This is a genomic window from Nonomuraea sp. NPDC050643, from assembly GCF_040654715.1.
GTDB lineage: Bacteria > Actinomycetota > Actinomycetes > Streptosporangiales > Streptosporangiaceae > Nonomuraea.
On record NZ_JBFAIM010000025.1, the window covers coordinates 47458 to 64988 of the forward strand.

Consider the following 17531-nt stretch of genomic DNA (forward strand, 5'->3'; position numbering starts at 1 on the left):
ATTAGGGGTTGTCGGATTCTGCCATCCGGTCTGTCCCTTTCGCATGGATACTGTAACTATCTGTCAACTTCCGTGTCGGAAACATGAGAAGGACTCATGGCTATCGAGGGGCCGTTCTGGCGGGCGATCGCGGTCTTCCGCGTGGCCTCGCTGGTGTACGCGGCCGTGCTGATGCTCCAGCACCGCGGCTATGAGGAGCCGGTGCTCGGCTGGCTGGTGATCGGCGTCATGGCGCTGTGGACGGCGGGGGCGACGTTCGCCTACTCCGCCGAGGCGTTGCGCGGGTGGCCGCTGCTGGTGATCGACCTGCTGGTGGCGATGGCGTGCCTGCTGGCCTCCCCGTACGTGCAGGGGGCCAGCCAGGGCGCGGCCGGCATCATGCCCGCGCCCGCGACCTGGGTGGCCGCGCCCGTGCTCGCCTGGGCGGTCTACGGCGGCAGGCGCGCGGGCGTGGCGGCGGCGGCCGTCGTCGCGGCGGGCGACCTGTGGCTGCGCGTCCGGATGCCCGATGTGCCCGTCCTGATCAACGGGGCGGTGTTGCTGTTCCTGTCAGGAGTCGTGGTCGGACACGTGTCCCGGCTGGCCAAGCAGGCGGAGGCGCGCATGCAGCGGGCCGCCGAGATGGAGGCCGCCCAGCGCGAGCGCGAGCGCCTGGCCCGCGACATCCACGACTCGGTGCTGCAGGTCCTCGCCCTCGTGCAGCGGCGGGGCCGGCAGATCGGGGGCGAGGCCGCCGAGCTGGGCCGCCTGGCGGGGGAGCAGGAGGCCGCGCTGCGCGACCTCGTCTCGGCCGGGCCGCCCCCGCCGGAGGGCTCCACGGACCTGCGCGCGCTCCTCACCCGCTACGGCTCCCCCGAGGTGACGGTCTCGACCCCCGCCACTCCGCTGGTCCTGCCCGCGGAGGTGGCCGGGTCCGTCGCGGCGGCGGTCGGCGCGGCCCTCGACAACGTGCGCGCGCACTGCGGGCCCGGGTCGCGCGCCTGGGTGCTGGCGGAGTCGGCGGAGGGGACGGTCACGGTCAGCGTCAGGGACGACGGCCCCGGCATCCCGGCCGGCCGCCTGGAGGAGGCCCGGACCGCCGGCCGCATGGGCGTCGCCCACTCCATCCGGGGCCGGGTGGCCGAGCTGGGCGGCGCGGTCTCCATCGTCAGCGTCCCCGGCCAGGGCACCGAGGTGGAGATCACCCTTCCCGCCTGACCGCGCGCCCTGCGCCGACGGGGGCGCCGACGGGGGCGCCGTTAGAGTTGCGGCATGGTGCGGGTCATGGTGGTGGACGACCATCCCATGTGGCGTGACGGCGTCGCGAGGGATCTCGCCGAGGCCGGCTACGAGGTCGTCGCCGCCGTGGGGGAGGGGCGGCAGGCCGTGCGGGCCGCGGCGGCGGTGCTGCCCGACGTCGTGGTGCTGGACTTACGGTTGCCCGACATGTCAGGGCCGGAGGTGGCCGCCCGGCTGGCCCAGGTGGAGCCGGCGCCGCGGGTGCTGGTGCTGTCGGCCAGCGCCGAGCAGGACGACGTGCTCGAGGCCGTCAAAGCGGGCGCGTCCGGATATCTGGTGAAGTCGGCGAGCCGGGAGGAGTTCCTCGAGGCGGTCCGGCGCACGGCCGACGGCGACGCCGTGTTCACGCCGGGCCTGGCCGGGCTCGTGCTGGGCGAATACCGCAGGCTGGCCGCGCAGCCGGCCCCCGCCCCCGCCGGCACGCCGCGGCTGACCGAGCGCGAGACCGAGGTGCTCAGGCTGGTCGCCAAGGGCCTGTCGTACAGGCAGATCGCCGAGCGGCTCGTGCTCTCCCACCGCACCGTGCAGAACCACGTCCAGAACACCCTGGGGAAGCTGCAGTTGCACAACCGGGTGGAGCTGGTGCGATATGCGATCGAGCAGGGGCTCGACGCGGACTAAACTCGATGAGTCGCGTCGTTGCCACCAACACGCGCTTTCCCCGTCACCCCGGAGGTTCCACCATGACGATGTCCGCCCTGGGCGAGCCGTGTGTTCTGCTCAAGCTGGGCGAGATCGTCCTCAAGGGCAAGAACCGCGAGCTGTTCGAACGCCGCCTGATCAGCAACATCCGCGACGCGCTCCAGTCGCTCGACCTCAAGGTCGACGTGCGCAAGCGGCACGGCGTGGTCGCGATCTTCCTGCCCCAGGGCGCGACCGCCGAGCAGGCCGAGGCCGTGGCCCAGCGGGTCGCCGACGTGCCCGGCCTGGTCTGGATCCACCGCGCCTGGCGGGTCGCCAAAGACCCGGACGCCGTGCTGAAGGCCGGCCTCGAGCTGGTCGGCGAGACCGAGGAGGCCAAGCGCGGCGCGCGTTTCGCGGTCCGCTCCCGCCGCCGCGACAAGCGCTTCCCGCTGCGCTCCAACGAGCTCGACCGCCTCGTGGGCGGCGCGATCAACGACGAGTACGGCCTGCCCGTCGATCTGAAGAACCCCGAGCTGACGGTCTGCATCGAGGTCGACAGGGACGAGGTGTTCGTCTTCACCGGCGGCATCCCCGGCCAGGGCGGCCTGCCGGTCGGCAGCAGCGGCCGGGCCCTGGTGCTCATGTCGGGCGGCATCGACTCGCCGGTGGCGGCCTACCGGATGATGCGGCGCGGCCTGCACGTCGACTTCCTGCACTTCTCCGGCATCCCGTTCACCACCTCCGAGTCGATCTACAAGGCATACGCGCTGGTCAGGAAGCTCGACAGGTTCCAGGGCAGGTCGCGGCTGTGGGTGGTGCCGTTCGGCAAGGCGCAGCAGTCGATCCGCAACTCCGGCCAGGACCGGCTGGCCGTGATCGCGCAGCGGCGGCTCATGCTCAAGACGGCCGAGGAGGTCGCCCACCGCATCCGCGCCTCCGCGCTGATCACCGGCGACGCGCTCGGCCAGGTCTCCTCCCAGACGCTGGCCAACATCACCGCCCAGGACAACGCGGTGGACCTGCCGATCCTGCGGCCGCTGGTGGGCTGGGACAAGACCGAGATCATGGCCGAGGCCAGGCGCATCGGCACGCTGGAGATCTCGGAGCTGCCCGACGAAGACTGCTGCTCCCTGCTGGCGCCCAAGCGTGCCGAGACCCGGGCCAAGATCGAGGACTTGAAGCAGATCGAGAAGCGGCTCGACGCCGAGGAGTTGTGCGTGCAACTGGCCGACTCGATCCAGGAGTACACGCTCTAGATCACGCGTCGACCTTGAACGGGTCGTGCTCGGCCAGCAGCTTGTCCAGCCGGGCCTGGTCGACGCGGTTGGTGACCTCGGCCGTCTCCTGCCGGTCGCGTACGACCTTGCACAGGGTGACGGTCGAGGTGACGACGTACAGCAGGCCGAGCCCGAGGAACGCCCTGATCCACCCTTCGGTGGGCAGGTAGATCAGGGCGATCACCACCGAGGCCAGCGAGACGGCGAACGACAGGACCGCCTGGACGTAGAACGCGGTCGTCTGCGTGGGCTGAATGGGCTTCGTCATGGGGGAATCGTGCCGCCGCGGCGAAGCCCCGCGCATGGGCTCCCGTACTCAAGTTACCCGTGAGTACGAGAGCCCGGAGGCGTCAGGCCGGGATCACGGCCGCCGGCCGCTTGCCGAGCAGCGCCGGGAAGTCGTTCATGACCTGGGCCAGCTCGCCCAGGTCGGTGTGCTGCAGGGCCTGCGGGCCGTCGCAGAGCGCCTGCTCGGGCTGCGGGTGCACGTCGATGATGACACCGTCGGCGCCCACCGCGACGGCCGCCCGGGTCAGCGGCAGCACCAGCTCGCGCCGCCCGCCCGAGTGCGACGGGTCGATGATCACCGGCAGGTGCGACAGGCGCTGCGCCACCGGGACCCCCGAGACGTCGAGCGTGTTGCGGGTCGCCGTCTCGAACGTCCTGATGCCCCGCTCGCACAGCACGATGTCGAGGTTGCCGCGCTGGGCGATGTACTCGGCCGCCATGAGCCACTCCTCGATCGTGGCGCTCATGCCGCGCTTGAGCATCACCGGCCGCCCGGCCGCCCCGACGGCCTGCAGTAGCGCGAAGTTCTGCATGTTGCGCGTGCCAACCTGCAGCATGTCGGCGTACGAGGCCACCAGCTCCACGTCGTCGGCGTTCACGACCTCCGTGACGATCGGCAGGCCCGTCTCCTCGCGCACGGCGGCCAGGATGCGCAGCCCCTCCTCGCCCAGCCCCTGGAAGGCGTACGGCGACGTGCGCGGCTTGTAGGCCCCGCCCCGCAGCAGCACGGCCCCGGCGGTCTGCGCCATCCTGGCCGCCTCCAGGGTCTGCTGGTGGGTCTCCACCGCGCACGGCCCCGCGATCAGCGTCACGGTGTCGGGGCCGATCGGCACGCCGCCCACGTGGACCATGGAACGTTCCGGATGATTCTCCCTGCTGACCAGCTTGTACGGCGTGGAGACGCGCATGACGTCGCGCACCCCGCGCATCCCGCGCAGGCTCGCCGCGTCGAGCTGGGCCACGTCGCCCACCAGGCCGACGATCGTGCGCCGCACACCCTTGCTGACGAACGCCTCGACCCCGGCCGCCTGGGCGACCTCCACGATCGACGCCAGATCCTCCGCGGTGGCCTCGGGCCCCATCACGATGACCATGTCCTGCTCCTCGGTCGGTTGAGAAAAACGGTGCGGAAAACGCGAAAGGCCCCGGGTCCAGTGGACCCGGGGCCTTTCGTTCGCCTGTCTGCTAGCGCAGCGTCAGATGGCGAACGGACTCGGGTCCGTCGCCATACCAAAAAAGGAACGCGTTGCGCATAGACGCCAATCGTAGCGCACGACACCCGCCCGCGAACCATCGGCGAGCCGATGGCAGGATGGCCCAAGACGCGAGACCGGTGAGGGGAGTGATCGTGGAGGAGTCGCGCCTGCCTCCAGGCCAGTACGTCCCGCGCGGCCGTCCCGTGATCCATTACGGAAGGGTGCCCGCGTTCAAGCCGGAGCGCTGGGACTTCCGCGTCTTCGGGGCCACCGCCTCCGGCGAGGAGCACTGCTTCACCTGGGGCGAGTTCGAGCAACTGCCGCGCAGCACGCGCGTCTCCGACTTCCACTGCGTGACCAAGTTCTCCCTCATGGCCAACGAGTGGCGCGGCGTCAGCCCGGCCACGATCATGGAGGCGGCCCCGCCCGACGCCGGCGTGCGCCATGTGATGATCTGGGCCGAATACGGCTACAGCGCCAACCTGCGCATGGCGGACTTCGCGGCGCCGGACACGCTGTTCGCCATGGAGCTCGACGAGAAGCCGCTCAACCCCGACCGCGGCTTCCCGCTGCGGATCGTGGTGCCCCACCTGTACGCGTGGAAGAGCGTCAAATGGGTGCGCGGCATCGAATACCTCCTGGAGGATCGCCGGGGCTTCTGGGAGGAGCGCGGCTACCACAACGTGGCCGATCCCTGGCGCGAACAGCGATACTCCTACCAGGAAGAACCCGGCGAGGGACCCCCCTAGACTTCACTCCGGGTTTTCCCCCGGACACGCTCTGTTTTTGGCTACGGTGGCCCGCATGCTGACCACCGTGTGCGTGGCGCTCTCCTCCCTGACCTTTCTCCTGGGCTACGGCCTGGCCCGATTCCCGTGGCGCCGCACCGCGCTGCCGGAAGGGCGCAGGAAGGACGAGGCGACCTTCACCACACTGCACATCGCCGCGCTGGCCGCCCCGGCCCTGCGCACGGGGCTCAACCGCGACTCCGCCCGCAAGGCGGTGCGGCATCTGCACACCCTGCTCGGCACCCACGCGGTGGCGATCACCTCCACGGACGCCGCGCTGGCCTGGGACGGGCCGTGCACCGACGACGTGCTCACCTACGCCCGCGCCACGCTGGCCGCCGGGCACGCGCAGGTGTTCCCCGGGGAGCCGCACGGGGCGGTGGTGGTGCCGCTGACCGTGGACGGCACGGTGGTGGGCGCGCTGGCCGCCTTCGACGACGAGGTCAGCGCCGCGCTCGTGCGTACCGTCACCGAGGTCGGACGCTGGGTCTCGGGACAGCTCGAACTGGCCGACCTCGACGCCTCCCGGCGGCGCGCGCTGGAGGCGGAGATGCGCGCCCTGCGCGCCCAGATCTCGCCGCACTTCGTCTACAACGCGCTCACCACGATCGCCTCGTTCGTGCGCACCAACCCCAGGCGCGCCCGCGAGCTGCTGCTCGACTTCGCCGACTTCTCCCGCTACGCCCTGCGCCGGGCGCACGACTTCACCACCCTGGCCGACGAGCTGACCTGCGTGGACCGCTACCTGCTGCTGGAACGTGCCAGGTTCGGCGACAAACTGCGCTTCAGCATGCAGGTGGCCCCGGAGGTGCTGCCGGTGCCGGTGCCGTTCCTGTGCCTGCAGCCCCTGGTCGAGAACGCCATCAAGCACGGCATGCGCGGCCGGGGCGGCACCGGCGAGGTGCGCGTCGTCGTCAGCGACGCGGGCCCGGAGGCGCACATCACGGTCGAGGACGACGGCGCCGGCATGGACCCGGAGTGCGCCCGCCGCATGCTCGACGAGGACCCCGCCCGCGAGGGCAGCGGCATCGGCCTGGCGAACGTGGACCTGCGGATGCGGCAGATCTACGGCGACGGCTACGGGCTCGTCGTGGAGACGGCGCTGGGCGCGGGCACGAAGGTGCGGCTGCGCGTGCCCAAGACACAACTTGGCTCAATGTAGTCAATTAATTACGCTATGCTGGCGTGTCCCTTGTGACCTTTGATTTCATACGGCAGCGTGGTGGACATGCTGAGAGTTCTGGCCGTCGACGATGAAGTGCCCGCTCTTGAGGAGCTGGCCTACCTGTTGCGCCAGGACGACCGAATCGAACACGTCACGACCGCGGCCGACGGCGTCACGGCGCTGCAGGACATGGTCCAGATGATCGGCGGGGGCGAGCGGCTCGACGGGGTCTTCCTCGACATCCGCATGCCCGGGCTCGACGGGCTCGACCTGGCCCGGCTGGTCGGCGGCTTCCCCAGCCCGCCCAGGCTGGTGTTCGTCACGGCTCACGAGGAGTGCGCGGTGCAGGCGTTCGAGCTGGAGGCCGTCGACTACCTGCTCAAGCCCGTCAGGGCGGAGCGCCTGTCGGAGGCGGTGCGCCGGCTGGAGGCCGCCACCGCGCCCACCTCCGAGCCGGGCCAGGACGACGTCATCCCCGTGGAGCTGGGCGGGCGCACCAGGTTCGTGCCGCAGCAGGCCGTCTGGTTCGCCGAGGCCAAGGGCGACTACGTGCGCCTGCACACCGTCGACGGCAGCTACCTCGTGCGCATGTCGCTGGCGGCCCTGGAGCGGCGCTGGTCGGAGGCCGGGTTCATCCGCGTGCACCGCAGCACGCTGGTCTCGGCCCGGCACGTCAGCGAGCTCAGGTTCGAGGGCGGGCGGGTGACGCTCACGGTCGGCACCGAGACGCTGCAGGTCAGCAGACGGCACAGCCGGCAGGTGCGCGAGCAGCTCGTACGCCAGCACAGAGGCGTCATCTCGTGACCGGCGAACGCCGCGTGGTCGTCTCCCGGAGCCCCGCCGCTCTCGGGCGCCCGCGGAGCCGGTTCGACTGCGGCGACGCCGCGCCCGACGTGTCGGCCATCGTCGCCCGGCAGTTACGGCAGGCGCTGCTGACCGTGGGCGCGGTCGCCGGGCTGCTGGTGGGCGTCCCGGTGCTCGCCCTGTGGGTGCCCGCCCCCTGGGCCTGGGTGGCGCTGTCGCTGGCCGTGCAGGGGGCGTGGGTGGGGCTGGCCGTGCGGCAACTCAGACGTGCGGAGCGGCTGGAGAGATGACCGTCGCGGTGCTCACCGGGATCGCCTTCGTGCTGGTTCTGGGCGTCATGGTGGGCGCCGCGCGACCGCGCCGCGCCAGCGGCGTCTCCGACTTCTACGTGGCGGCCAGGGCCGTGCCCCCCTGGTGGAACGGCGCCGCCATCACCTCCGAGTTCACCTCGGCCGCGGCCTGCCTGGGCACGGCCGGGTTCATCGCCACCCGCGGCTCACCGATGTTGTGGTACCCGATGGGGGCGGCCGCCGGGTTCGTCGTCGTGCTGGCCCTGGTGGCCGCGCCGTTGCGGCGCTCGGGGACGTACACGTTGCCCGACTTCGCCGAGTGGCGGCTGCGCTCGGCGCCGCTGCGCCGCTTCACCACCTGCTTCGTGCTCGCCATCGGGCTGACGTTCCTCATCGCCCAGTTCCACGCGGCCGGGGTCGTGGTGCGGCTGCTGACCGGGCTGCCACCGTGGCTGGGCTGGGCGGCCGTCGCGGCGGCGGCGCTGGCGGCGGCGGTCGCCGGCGGGCAGGGGAGCGTGACGAGCGTGCAGGCCTCGCAGTTCCTGCTGAAGGTGGTCGTGTTCTTCGGCGTCGGGGCCGTGTGCTGGTGGATGGCGGGCACGGGGTCCCTCGACCGGTTCGAGGGCGGCTACCGGTCCGGGATCGGCGGGCTGGCCGGGGCCGGCGACCCGTCGCTGCCCGGGGTGCTGACCGTGCTGCTGGCGTGCGCGCTGGGCACGATGGGGCTGCCGCACGTGATCGTGCGCGTCTACACCAACAGGGACGGCGGCGGGGCCCGCAGGTCCATCGTGGCCACACAGGTCATGCTGGCCGTGTTCTGCGTCGTGCCGCCGCTGTACGGCGTTCTGGGGCACGCGCACGTGCACGGTGGCGCGGCGGACGAGGTCGTGCTGCTGCTGCCCGCCAGGATGCTTCCGGGGGCCCTGGGAGAGGTGCTGACGGGTCTGCTGGCGGCGGGGGCGTTCGCGGCCTTCCTGGCCACCTCAGGGGGCGTCCTGGTGGCCGTCGGGGGCGCGGTGTCGGCGTGCCTGAAGCGGGCGGGGGTGCGCTCCTTCCGCGTCGCCATGGCCGCGGTCCTGCTGGTCGCGCTCGCGCTGACCGCGGCCACCGGTCCCCGGGCGTCGGTGGCGCTCATGCTGCTCGGCTTCAGCCTCTCGGCCGCCACCTTCTGCCCGATGCTCGTGCTCGGGATCTGGTGGCGGCGGCTGACGGACGCGGGGGTGGCGGCCGGGTTCGCGCTCGGTGGGGGCGTGACGGCCACGCTTGTGGTGAGCGAACAGGCAGGCGTGAACATGGGCGTGCTGACTTCCTACCCCGCACCGGTCGCCGTGCCGGTCGCGTTTGCCGCGATGGTGGTGATTTCCCTGGTCACACCGGGTCGGATACCGCGCGGAGTAGGCCCGATGATGGCCAGGATGCACTTGCCGGAGCATCTCGCGAGCCCGGGAACCTACCGTTCGTCGTTCCCCGATGACCGCTCATCGTGAGAGCACTCTCCGTATAACGATGGCTACAGACCGTTCGACGAGCTGTCCGTAAACAGGGTTTCTCCCACAAGATCGCGACCGTAGTGTTTCGCCCATCGGAAAGCCACCCGGCGCATCGGGGGGACGAGCCGGGGGGCTCACAAGATCTGATGCGCCGGACTCACCGGCGACCACGCAGGCCGCCGCGGCTGTCGGGCCCTTTACCGGGGGGTAGGGCCCGCCATGCCGGACCGTGAAGGGGCGCCCGCCGAGGCCGCTGGCCCCGGCACCGCGATCCGGCCTTCGGGGGCGGTCGGATCGCGAGGGCGGGCGCCCCTATCACGCTTCCTCGTCGGAACGGGCTTATATTCGGCTTCGCCCGGTTGTCAGCCGTCGCGCAGCGTCTTCAGCAGCGCGATGTCCTCGGCGTGCTGGGGCGCCTTGCCCGGCGTCTCGATGCAGATCGGCACCCCCGCCACCGCCGGGTGCCGCATCATGGCGGCGAACGGCTGGGCGCCGATGTGCCCGGCCCCGATGTTCTCGTGGCGGTCCTTCTTCGCGCCGCACACGTCTTTGGAGTCGTTGGCGTGGATCAGCTTGAGCCGCCCCGGCGCGATCTTGTGCAGGTCGTCGAACGTCTCCTGCACCCCGCCCTCGGCGGCGAGGTCGTGGCCGGCGGCGAAGGCGTGGCACGTGTCGAGACAGACGCAGGCCCGCGGATGCCAGTCGAGCGCCGCCAGATAGGGCTCCAGGTCCTGGACGGTGGCGCACAGCATCGCGCCCTGCCCCGCCATCGGCTCGAGCAGCAGGTCGGGCCCGTTCTCGGGGATCTCGTCGAGCAGGGGCAGCAGATTCTCCCGGAGCTGGCGCAGCGCGTCGTCGCGCGGCTGCGTCACCGCCGAGCCGGTGTGCACCACGATCCCCCTGGCGCCGGTCTGCACCCCGCGCCGCAGCGTGTGCCGCACGATCGCGATGGAGTTGGCCAGCGTCTCGGGGCTGGGCGAGCCGAAGTTGACGAGATAGGGCACGTGGATGAACGCGTCGACGCCGGACTCGGCCAGCTTGGCGTCCTCGTCGGGCTTGCCTTCGGTGAGCGCCCAGCCACGCGGGTTGGTGACGAACACCTGGATCATCTCGGCGCCGATCTCGGCCATGTAGGTGAGGCCGCCCGTCGCCAGGCCGCCCGTCACGGACACGTGTCCGCCGATCAGGGATGTTGGGGTCATGATGGCTCTCAGTGTAGGCGCAGCGACGGACATCTCCGCTGGCGGGGGCGCGCCGGGAAGCGCGGGCAAAGCTTGCCGCAAATGGCCTTTCACGTGGGCGGATGCGGGGAACGCCCTGTTCCGTTCTCAGACACGAGACCTCGGACACGGGGTCTCGGACACGGGTCGGACGGGAGACAGCCCATGCGCGCCATCGCCATCTCCGCCTTCGGGGCGGATCCGGAGCTCATCGAGGTGCCCGAGCCGGAGCCGCGCCCCGGCGAGCTCCTGGTACGCCTCCGCGCCGCGAGCTACAACCCGGTCGACACGAAGATCGCGAGCGGCGCCATGAAGGACCGGATGTCGCCCCGCTTCCCCCTGATCATGGGCCAGGACGGGGCCGGGGTCGTGGCGGCGGTGGGGGCGGAGGTGACCGGCTTCCGCCCCGGCGACGAGGTGTACGGCCGCTTCACCGACCCGGCCCGCGGCCTGGGCGCCTACGCCGAGTACGGCGTGGTGGCCGAGGACGGGCCGGTGGCGCGGATGCCCAAGGGCATGCTCCCCGAGCAGGCGGCCGCCGTGCCCACCGCCACCGGGACCGCCAGGGACCTGGTCGGGGCCGCCCGCCTCGACGCGGGCCAGACGGTCCTCATCGTCGGGGCGACCGGCGGCGTGGGCCAGCAGGCGATCCAGCTCGCCGCCCTGCGGGGCGCCCACGTCATCGCCACCGCCGCCCCCGGCGCCGAGGACCTCGTCCGCGACCTGGGCGCCGAGGAGAGCGTCGACCACACCCGCGGCCCGGTCCACGAGCAGGTCCGCGGGATCCGTCCCGGCGGGATCGACGCGGTGTTCGACCTGGTCACCCCGGCCGGTTCGACCGGGCCCATGGAGGAGCTGCTGCGTCCGGGCGGCGTCATCTGCAGCGTCGTCCACGCCCTCGACCCCGAGGCCCTGGCCGCCCGCGAGCGGCGCGGCGTGAACGTCGTCAACCACGTCACCGGCGAGGTGCTGGCCGACCTGGCCGATCTCATCGACGCGGGCCGGCTGCGGGTGCGGCTGGTGGCGCGGGTGCCGATCGAGCGGGCGCCGGGCGCGCTGGCCGAATGGGCCACGTGGCACGCCAGGGGCAAGGCCGTCATCGCGATTGGAGCATGACACGAAAAGTCCTGCCCATCCGGGCCGCCGGTTCGGAGTTCTCGCGGATGGACCGGGCACGTGACGCATGTGTGTACTTCTGACATGCCCGATTCGCTCAACGCCTTCAACGCCCGGTCCCCGGCCGAGGCCGAGGAGGAACTGCTGGCCTGCTGCGCCTCCCGCGCCTTCGCGGGGAAGGTGGCGGCCCTGCGGCCGTACCGCGACCTCGACGGGCTCGTCGCCGCCGCCGGCGCGGCCGTGCGGGAGCTGAGCTGGGCGGAGGTCCTGGAGGCGCTGCGGGCGCATCCGCGCATCGGGGAGCGGGCCGGTGGGGACGACAGGCAGGCGTCGTGGTCCCGGCAGGAGCAGTCCGGGCTGGACGATGGGGTCGACGACGAGGTACGCGCGGCGCTGCTCGAGGGCAACCGGGCCTACGAGGAGCGGTTCGGCCACGTCTACCTGGTCTGCGCCACCGGGCTGAGCGGCGCGGAGCTGCTCGGCAGGCTCAGGGAGCGGCTGGGCAACGACGAGGAGCGCGAGCGCGAGGTCGTGCGCGGCGAACTGGCGGCGATCACCCGGCTGCGGCTGGGCAAGCTCGTGAAGGAGGGGAGATGAGCTTCTCCACGCACGTGCTGGACGCGGTGACCGGGCGGCCCGCCGCCGGCCTGCGCGTACGGCTGGAGCACGACGGCCGGGTCGTGGCCGAGGGACGGACCGACGACGACGGCCGCATCAAGGGCTGGGAGCCGGGCGCCGGGATCCACCGCGTCGTCTTCGACACCGGCGCGTACCTGAAGGAGACGTTCTACCCCGAGGTCGTCGTCACGTTCACGGTGACCGACCCCGCGCAGCACCACCACGTTCCGCTGCTGCTCAGCCCGTACGCCTACTCCACCTACCGAGGGAGCTAGATGTCGGTAAAGCTCGGCCCCAACCGCTACGGCAAGGCGGAGACCAGGCTCGTCCGCGTGGTCAGGGAAGGCCCCGTGCACCACATCAAGGACATCAGCGTCAGCACGTCGCTGTCGGGGGACATGGAGGCCGTCCACCTGACCGGCGACAACGCCGCGGTCCTGCCCACCGACACGCAGAAGAACACCGCGTACGCCTTCGCCGCCCGGCACGGCGTCGGCCAGATCGAGACGTTCGCCCTCCTGCTGGCCAGGCACTTCGTCGAGTCCCAGCCGTCCATCCACCACGCCCGCGTGGAGATCGACGAGTACGGCTGGCACCGCGCGGGCCCGCACTCGTTCGTGCGCGAGGGCGGTGAGGTGCGCACGTGCGTGGTCCACCACGACCGCGACGGCCGCGGCACGGTCGTGTCGGGGCTGAAGGACCTGGTGGTGCTGAACTCCACGGGCTCGGAGTTCCACGGCTACATCGTGGACGAGTACACCACCCTCCAGCCCACCGACGACCGCATCCTCGCCACCGCCGTGTCCGCCCAGTGGCGGCACACCGGCGACGGCCCCCCGCCCGAAACCTCCTACCAGCGGGTCCGGCAGTCCCTGATCGACGCCTTCGCCGACACGCACAGCCTCTCCCTCCAGCAGACCCTGTACGCCATGGGCGAGCGCGCCCTCAAGGCCGCCCCCGAGATCTGCGAGATCAGGCTCGCCATGCCGAACAAGCACCACTTCCCGGTCGACCTGTCCCCGTTCGGCCTGGACAACGCCAACGAGGTCTTCTACGCCGCCGACCGCCCCTATGGACTCATCGAGGGCGGCGTGCTGCGCGAGGACGCGCCCGATGCCGGATTCGCCTGGGAGTAGGGGAAAATGGACTTCTTGCGCCCCACGACGTGGGAGGAGGCGCTGGCCGCCAAGGCGGACCAGCCCGAGGCGGTGCCCATCCAGGGCGGCACCGACGTGATGGTGGAGCTCAACTTCGACGTGCGCAGGCCCGTGGCGCTGCTCGATCTCAACCGGGTGGCCGAGCTGCGGGAGTGGGGCATGGCGGGGGCGTACTGCCGGGTGGGGGCGGCGGTGCCGTACGCGGCGGTGATCGAGGAGCTGGCCGGGCCGCTGCCGGGGCTCGCGCAGGCGTCGCGCACGGTCGGCTCGCCGCAGATCCGCAACCGCGGGTCCGTCGGCGGGAACCTCGGCGCGGCCTCGCCCGCGGGGGACAGCCATCCGCCGCTGCTGGCCGCCGGGGCGGTGGTCGAGGTGGAGTCGCGCGACCGGGGCGTCCGGATGATCCCCGCCGACGAGTTCTACCTCGGGGTCAAGCGCAGCGCGCTGGAGCCCGACGAGCTGATCAGGGCCGTGCACGTGCCGCCCGCCACGGGCGCCCAATACTTCTCCAAGGTCGGCACCCGCAACGCCATGGTGATCGCCGTGTGCTCGTTCGCGCTCGCGCTGCACCCGGGCGAGCGGCGGGTCGGCACCGGCATCGGCTCGGCCGCGCCCACCCCGCGCCGGGCGCTGGAGGCCGAGGACCTGCTGGCCCGCGAGCTCGACTGGGCCGCCCCGCTCGACCCCGCGCTGCTCAGCCGCTTCGGCGAGCTGTGCGCGCGGGCCGCCGCGCCGATCGACGACGTGCGCGGCACCGCCGCCTACCGCGTGCACGCCATCGGCGTGATGGCCCGCCGCACGCTCACCTGGGCCTGGAACGACCATCTGGGAAAGAGGGCCGCCTGATGCGTGTCACCTTCACCGTCAACGGCCGCGAGCAGAGCGCCGACGACGTCTGGGAGGGCGAGAGCCTGCTGTACGTCCTGCGCGAGCGCCTCGGCCTGCCCGGCTCCAAGAACGCCTGCGAGCAGGGCGAATGCGGCTCGTGCACGGTCTACCTCGACGGCGTGCCGGTCTGCGCCTGCCTGGTCGCCGCCGGGCAGGCCGAGGGCCGGGTGGTGCGGACCGTCGAGGGGCTGGCCGACGGCGACCGGCTCGACCCCGTACAGGAGGCGTTCGTGCAGTGCGGGGCCGTGCAGTGCGGATTCTGCACCCCCGGGCTGGTGGTGCAGGCGCACGACCTGCTCGAACGCGTGCCACGGCCCTCGGACGCCGAGATCAGGGAGGCCCTGGCGGGCAACCTGTGCCGGTGCACCGGCTACGAGAAGATCCTCGACGCGGTACGGCTGGCCGCCTCACGGAAAGAGGGCGCCTCATGACCGTCCTGACCGAGACCGCGCTGACCGAGACCGTCCTGATCGAGAACGTCCACATCGCTCCCGTTGCCGGCCCCGAGATCGAGTCCGGATATATCAGGATCGAGGGGGATCGCATCGCCGCGCTGGGCGCCGGCCCCGCGCCCGGCGACGTGGCAGGTGACATCGCAGGTGACATGGCAGGTGACATGGTAGGTGACGCGGCAGGTTACGCGGCGGGCACCCGCATCGACGGCACCGGCTGCCTGGCCACACCTGGGCTGGTCAACACCCACCACCACCTCTACCAGTGGGCCACCCAGGGGTTCGCGCAGGAGGCGACGCTGTTCGAGTGGCTGGTGGCGCTCTATCCGGTGTGGGCCGCCATGGACGCCGAGGTCGTCAGCGGCGCCGCCACGGCCGGGCTGGGCTGGCTGGCGCTGTCGGGCTGCACCACCTCCAGCGACCACCACTACCTCTTCCCCAAGGGCAGGGGCGACCTGTTCGCGGCCGAGGTCGAGGCCGCCCGCCGGATCGGCATCCGGTTCCACCCGGCGCGCGGCTCCATGGACAGGGGCGAGTCGAAGGGCGGGCTGCCGCCGGACGTCGTGGTCGAGGAGCTCGACGACATCCTCGCCGCCACCGCGGAGGCCGTGGACGCCTACCACGACCCGTCGTTCTCCTCGATGTTGCGGGTCGCGGTCGCGCCCTGCTCGCCGTTCTCCTGCAGCGGCGAGCTGATGACCGAGTCCGCCGCCCTGGCCAGGGCCAAGGGCGTACGCCTGCACACGCACGTCGCCGAGACCCTCGACGAGGACGAGCACTGCCTCGAGCAGTTCGGCATGCGCCCCGTCGACTACATGGAGAAGCTGGGCTGGCTCGGGCCCGACGTGTGGTTCGCGCACGCCGTGCACCTCGACGACGCCGACATCGGCAAGCTGGCCGCCACCGGCACCGGCTCCGCGCACTGCCCCTCGTCGAACGGACGGCTCGGGGCGGGCATCGCCCGCGTGTCCGAGATGCTGCGCCGGGGCGCGAACGTGGGGCTCGGCGTCGACGGCAGCGCCTCCTCCGAGCTGACGCCGCTGGCCGGCGAGATGCGGCAGGCGCTGCTCTTCCAGCGCGCCCGGTACGGCCCCCAGGCCCTCACCGCCAGGCAGGCCCTCGAACTGGCCACGCTGGGCGGAGCCCGCAACCTCGGCAGGCAGAGCGAACTGGGCACCCTCGAACCCGGCAAACTGGCCGACATCGCCCTGTGGCGCGTCGACGGCCCGTTCACGGCCGCCGTCGCCGACCCGGTGTGCGCCCTGGTCTTCGGGCCCCAGCCGCCGCTGGCGCGGGTGCTGGTCGGCGGGCGGACGGTGGTGGCGGACGGCGAACTGCGCAGCGTCGCCCAGGACGAGGCGGGCCGCGCGGGCGCCGAGGCCCACCGGCGGCTGATGGGACTCGTACGCTCTCGTGCCGACTAGGGTGTGGATGTCCTGAATTGAGCGTTGAAAGGCGGGACTGTGTCGGCGGAACTCCCGGACGGGCAACTGGCGAAGCTCAAGAGCGTCTTCGCCTCGATCGACACCGACGGCGACGGCTACATCAGCGAGGCCGAGCTGAAGGGCCACTTCCCCGACCTGCCGGAGGAGGCCCTCGGGGCGATGAGCCAGGAGGCCGACTCCGACCAGGACGGCCGCTACTCCCTGGAGGAGTTCATCCGCACGGTGTCATAGCCGGCCGCGCCTTCTCACGGTTTGGACAGCTCCCGCTCCAGCGGGGTGCGGAAGCGGGGCGTCACCCTGATCCCGCCGAGCCAGGCGGCCAGCCCGGCCGCCTCGGCCTCGATGGCGGCGCTCGCCTCCGCGCCGACGTCCGACAGCGGCCGCCACACGATCTCGCCGCCGGGCCGCTGCGCCCAGCCGCCCACGACCCGGCCCTCCCACCAGACGGTCGGGCCCACGTTGCCGCTGCGGTCGAACAGCTCGGCCCGGTGCTCCTGGGGCAGGTACCAGTCGCGGGCCTGCCAGCCCATCGGCGTCGGGTCGAGCGCGGGCAGCAGCGCCGCCCACGGCCCGGGATCCTGTTCGGCGTCGCCGGGCAGGTCGTCCGGGAGGACGTAGCCGGTGCCCTCGTCCAGCTCCACCGCCACCGCGCCCGTGGCGGCCAGGGCCGCGCGCACGTCTTTGAGCGTCCAGCCGGTCCACCACTTGAGGTCGGCCTCGGTGCCGGGGCCGAAGGCCGCCAGCCATCGGCGTACGAGCTCGGCCTGGGCCTCGTGCACGGCCAGCTCGGCGATCGCCGGGGCCAGGCCCCAGAGGTGCGTGCCGCTGACCCAGGTGCCGGAGACGCGCGCCCGGCGGACGAGCAAGCCGTCCAGCGCCATCAGGAACAGCAGGCGCGAGCCCACGCTCACCACGCCCTCGTACGGCTTGCCCACCGCCACCCTGACCTGCTCGCGCAGCCGCGGCTCCCGCGCGCCCAGCTCGGCCGCCGACGCCTCGCCGGTCTCGGCCAGCGCTTTGAGCACGGACGCCTCGACGTCCTTCAGCCGCGCCTCATCCCAGCCGCCCGCCCCGAAGAGCTTCAGCGTCGCCGCCCGCTCCTTGCGGGCGATCGCCAGCCCCGAGGAGTGGTGCACGACGGGCACCAGCTCCGCCGGGACGACGAAGATCGTGCGCCGCATGCCGGTCATCCGCACCAGCGTGCGGTCGGTGTAGAGGGCCCGCTCGACCGGCTCGGCGCCGGGGGCGGCCAGGCGGGCGCCCGCCGACAGGAACACCGTCGCCGGGTCGGTGCCGTGCAGCGCGACCACGGCGGCCGCCGCCTCCTCGGGCGTGGCCGCCTTGCGCGCCAGCCGGTGCCGGAGGGCGAGGCGGGCCCGCCGCTGCGGCGTCGTGATGCGCACGAACGACCCCTTTCCGCTGTGAGCCTGGCCGG

General features: G+C 72.4%; 20 protein-coding genes. 16 read left to right on the forward strand and 4 right to left on the reverse strand.

What is annotated here, in order from left to right:
• Positions 1–96 precede the first annotated feature (96 nt).
• The 3 genes from AB0I15_RS30930 to thiI all read left to right on the forward strand — a co-directional run bounded on the left by AB0I15_RS30930 (position 97) and on the right by thiI (position 3158).
• Entirely contained in the window at positions 97–1197 is a 1101-nt protein-coding gene (locus AB0I15_RS30930; protein WP_358102750.1) for a DUF5931 domain-containing protein, read from the forward strand.
• Positions 1198–1251: 54 nt separating this feature from the next.
• Positions 1252–1899, forward strand: a complete 648-nt coding sequence (locus AB0I15_RS30935) for a response regulator transcription factor (protein ID WP_358102752.1) — start codon at positions 1252–1254, stop codon at positions 1897–1899.
• Between the two features lie 62 nt (positions 1900–1961).
• The gene (gene thiI, locus AB0I15_RS30940) at positions 1962–3158 is read left to right on the forward strand and encodes a tRNA uracil 4-sulfurtransferase ThiI (protein WP_358102754.1); all 1197 of its coding nucleotides are present in this window, start codon (positions 1962–1964) and stop codon (positions 3156–3158) included.
• A gap of 1 nt (position 3159) precedes the next feature.
• Here thiI and AB0I15_RS30945 read toward each other — a convergent pair whose 3' ends face one another.
• Both AB0I15_RS30945 and aroF read right to left on the reverse strand, forming a co-directional pair.
• Positions 3160–3447 (reverse strand): YiaA/YiaB family inner membrane protein, encoded by a 288-nt coding sequence (locus AB0I15_RS30945; protein ID WP_358102756.1) that lies wholly within the window; start codon positions 3445–3447, stop codon positions 3160–3162.
• Positions 3448–3529: 82 nt separating this feature from the next.
• A complete protein-coding gene (aroF, locus tag AB0I15_RS30950; protein ID WP_358102758.1) occupies positions 3530–4561 on the reverse strand; it encodes a 3-deoxy-7-phosphoheptulonate synthase in 1032 nt (343 codons plus the stop codon).
• Positions 4562–4815: 254 nt separating this feature from the next.
• Here aroF and AB0I15_RS30955 point away from each other — a divergent pair, with 254 nt between their 5' ends.
• The 5 genes from AB0I15_RS30955 (at position 4816) to AB0I15_RS30975 (ending at position 9197) form a co-directional block, all read left to right on the forward strand.
• Complete coding sequence (locus tag AB0I15_RS30955) at positions 4816–5412, forward strand: molybdopterin-dependent oxidoreductase (RefSeq protein WP_358102760.1); 597 nt, start codon at positions 4816–4818, stop codon at positions 5410–5412.
• 55 nt (positions 5413–5467) lie between these two features.
• Complete coding sequence (locus AB0I15_RS30960; RefSeq protein WP_358102762.1) at positions 5468–6613, forward strand: histidine kinase; 1146 nt, start codon at positions 5468–5470, stop codon at positions 6611–6613.
• Positions 6614–6679: 66 nt separating this feature from the next.
• The gene (locus tag AB0I15_RS30965) at positions 6680–7420 is read left to right on the forward strand and encodes a LytTR family DNA-binding domain-containing protein (protein ID WP_358102764.1); all 741 of its coding nucleotides are present in this window, start codon (positions 6680–6682) and stop codon (positions 7418–7420) included.
• Complete coding sequence (locus tag AB0I15_RS30970) at positions 7417–7710, forward strand: hypothetical protein (RefSeq protein WP_358102766.1); 294 nt, start codon at positions 7417–7419, stop codon at positions 7708–7710. Before AB0I15_RS30965 ends, AB0I15_RS30970 begins: the two co-directional genes overlap by 4 nt.
• A complete protein-coding gene (locus AB0I15_RS30975; protein ID WP_358102767.1) occupies positions 7707–9197 on the forward strand; it encodes a cation acetate symporter in 1491 nt (496 codons plus the stop codon). The genes AB0I15_RS30970 and AB0I15_RS30975 overlap by 4 nt, the downstream gene beginning before the upstream one ends.
• A gap of 365 nt (positions 9198–9562) precedes the next feature.
• Here AB0I15_RS30975 and AB0I15_RS30980 read toward each other — a convergent pair whose 3' ends face one another.
• Positions 9563–10402, reverse strand: coding sequence for a deoxyribonuclease IV (locus tag AB0I15_RS30980; RefSeq protein ID WP_358102769.1), 840 nt, complete (start codon positions 10400–10402; stop codon positions 9563–9565).
• A gap of 183 nt (positions 10403–10585) precedes the next feature.
• On the opposite strand from AB0I15_RS30980, the gene AB0I15_RS30985 reads away from it, so the two are divergent.
• The 8 genes from AB0I15_RS30985 (at position 10586) to AB0I15_RS31020 (ending at position 16327) form a co-directional block, all read left to right on the forward strand.
• On the forward strand, positions 10586–11536 hold the full coding sequence (locus tag AB0I15_RS30985) for an NADP-dependent oxidoreductase (protein WP_358102771.1): 951 nt from the start codon (positions 10586–10588) through the stop codon (positions 11534–11536).
• Between the two features lie 84 nt (positions 11537–11620).
• Entirely contained in the window at positions 11621–12133 is a 513-nt protein-coding gene (uraD, locus tag AB0I15_RS30990; protein ID WP_358102772.1) for a 2-oxo-4-hydroxy-4-carboxy-5-ureidoimidazoline decarboxylase, read from the forward strand.
• On the forward strand, positions 12130–12429 hold the full coding sequence (gene uraH, locus AB0I15_RS30995; protein WP_358102774.1) for a hydroxyisourate hydrolase: 300 nt from the start codon (positions 12130–12132) through the stop codon (positions 12427–12429). Before uraD ends, uraH begins: the two co-directional genes overlap by 4 nt.
• The gene (gene pucL / locus AB0I15_RS31000; RefSeq protein WP_358102776.1) at positions 12430–13290 is read left to right on the forward strand and encodes a factor-independent urate hydroxylase; all 861 of its coding nucleotides are present in this window, start codon (positions 12430–12432) and stop codon (positions 13288–13290) included. It begins immediately after the preceding gene.
• Positions 13291–13296: 6 nt separating this feature from the next.
• A complete protein-coding gene (locus tag AB0I15_RS31005; protein WP_358102778.1) occupies positions 13297–14157 on the forward strand; it encodes an FAD binding domain-containing protein in 861 nt (286 codons plus the stop codon).
• Positions 14157–14630, forward strand: a complete 474-nt coding sequence (locus AB0I15_RS31010) for a (2Fe-2S)-binding protein (RefSeq protein ID WP_358102780.1) — start codon at positions 14157–14159, stop codon at positions 14628–14630. Before AB0I15_RS31005 ends, AB0I15_RS31010 begins: the two co-directional genes overlap by 1 nt.
• Positions 14627–16075: an 8-oxoguanine deaminase gene (locus AB0I15_RS31015; protein ID WP_358102782.1), complete on the forward strand. Its 1449-nt coding sequence runs from the start codon at positions 14627–14629 to the stop codon at positions 16073–16075. The genes AB0I15_RS31010 and AB0I15_RS31015 overlap by 4 nt, the downstream gene beginning before the upstream one ends.
• A 39-nt stretch (positions 16076–16114) precedes the next feature.
• Positions 16115–16327: an EF-hand domain-containing protein gene (locus tag AB0I15_RS31020; RefSeq protein ID WP_358102784.1), complete on the forward strand. Its 213-nt coding sequence runs from the start codon at positions 16115–16117 to the stop codon at positions 16325–16327.
• A 14-nt stretch (positions 16328–16341) separates the two neighbouring features.
• On the opposite strand, the gene AB0I15_RS31025 is transcribed toward AB0I15_RS31020, so the two are convergent.
• Entirely contained in the window at positions 16342–17499 is a 1158-nt protein-coding gene (locus AB0I15_RS31025; protein ID WP_358102786.1) for a winged helix DNA-binding domain-containing protein, read from the reverse strand.
• Positions 17500–17531: the final 32 nt, after the last annotated feature.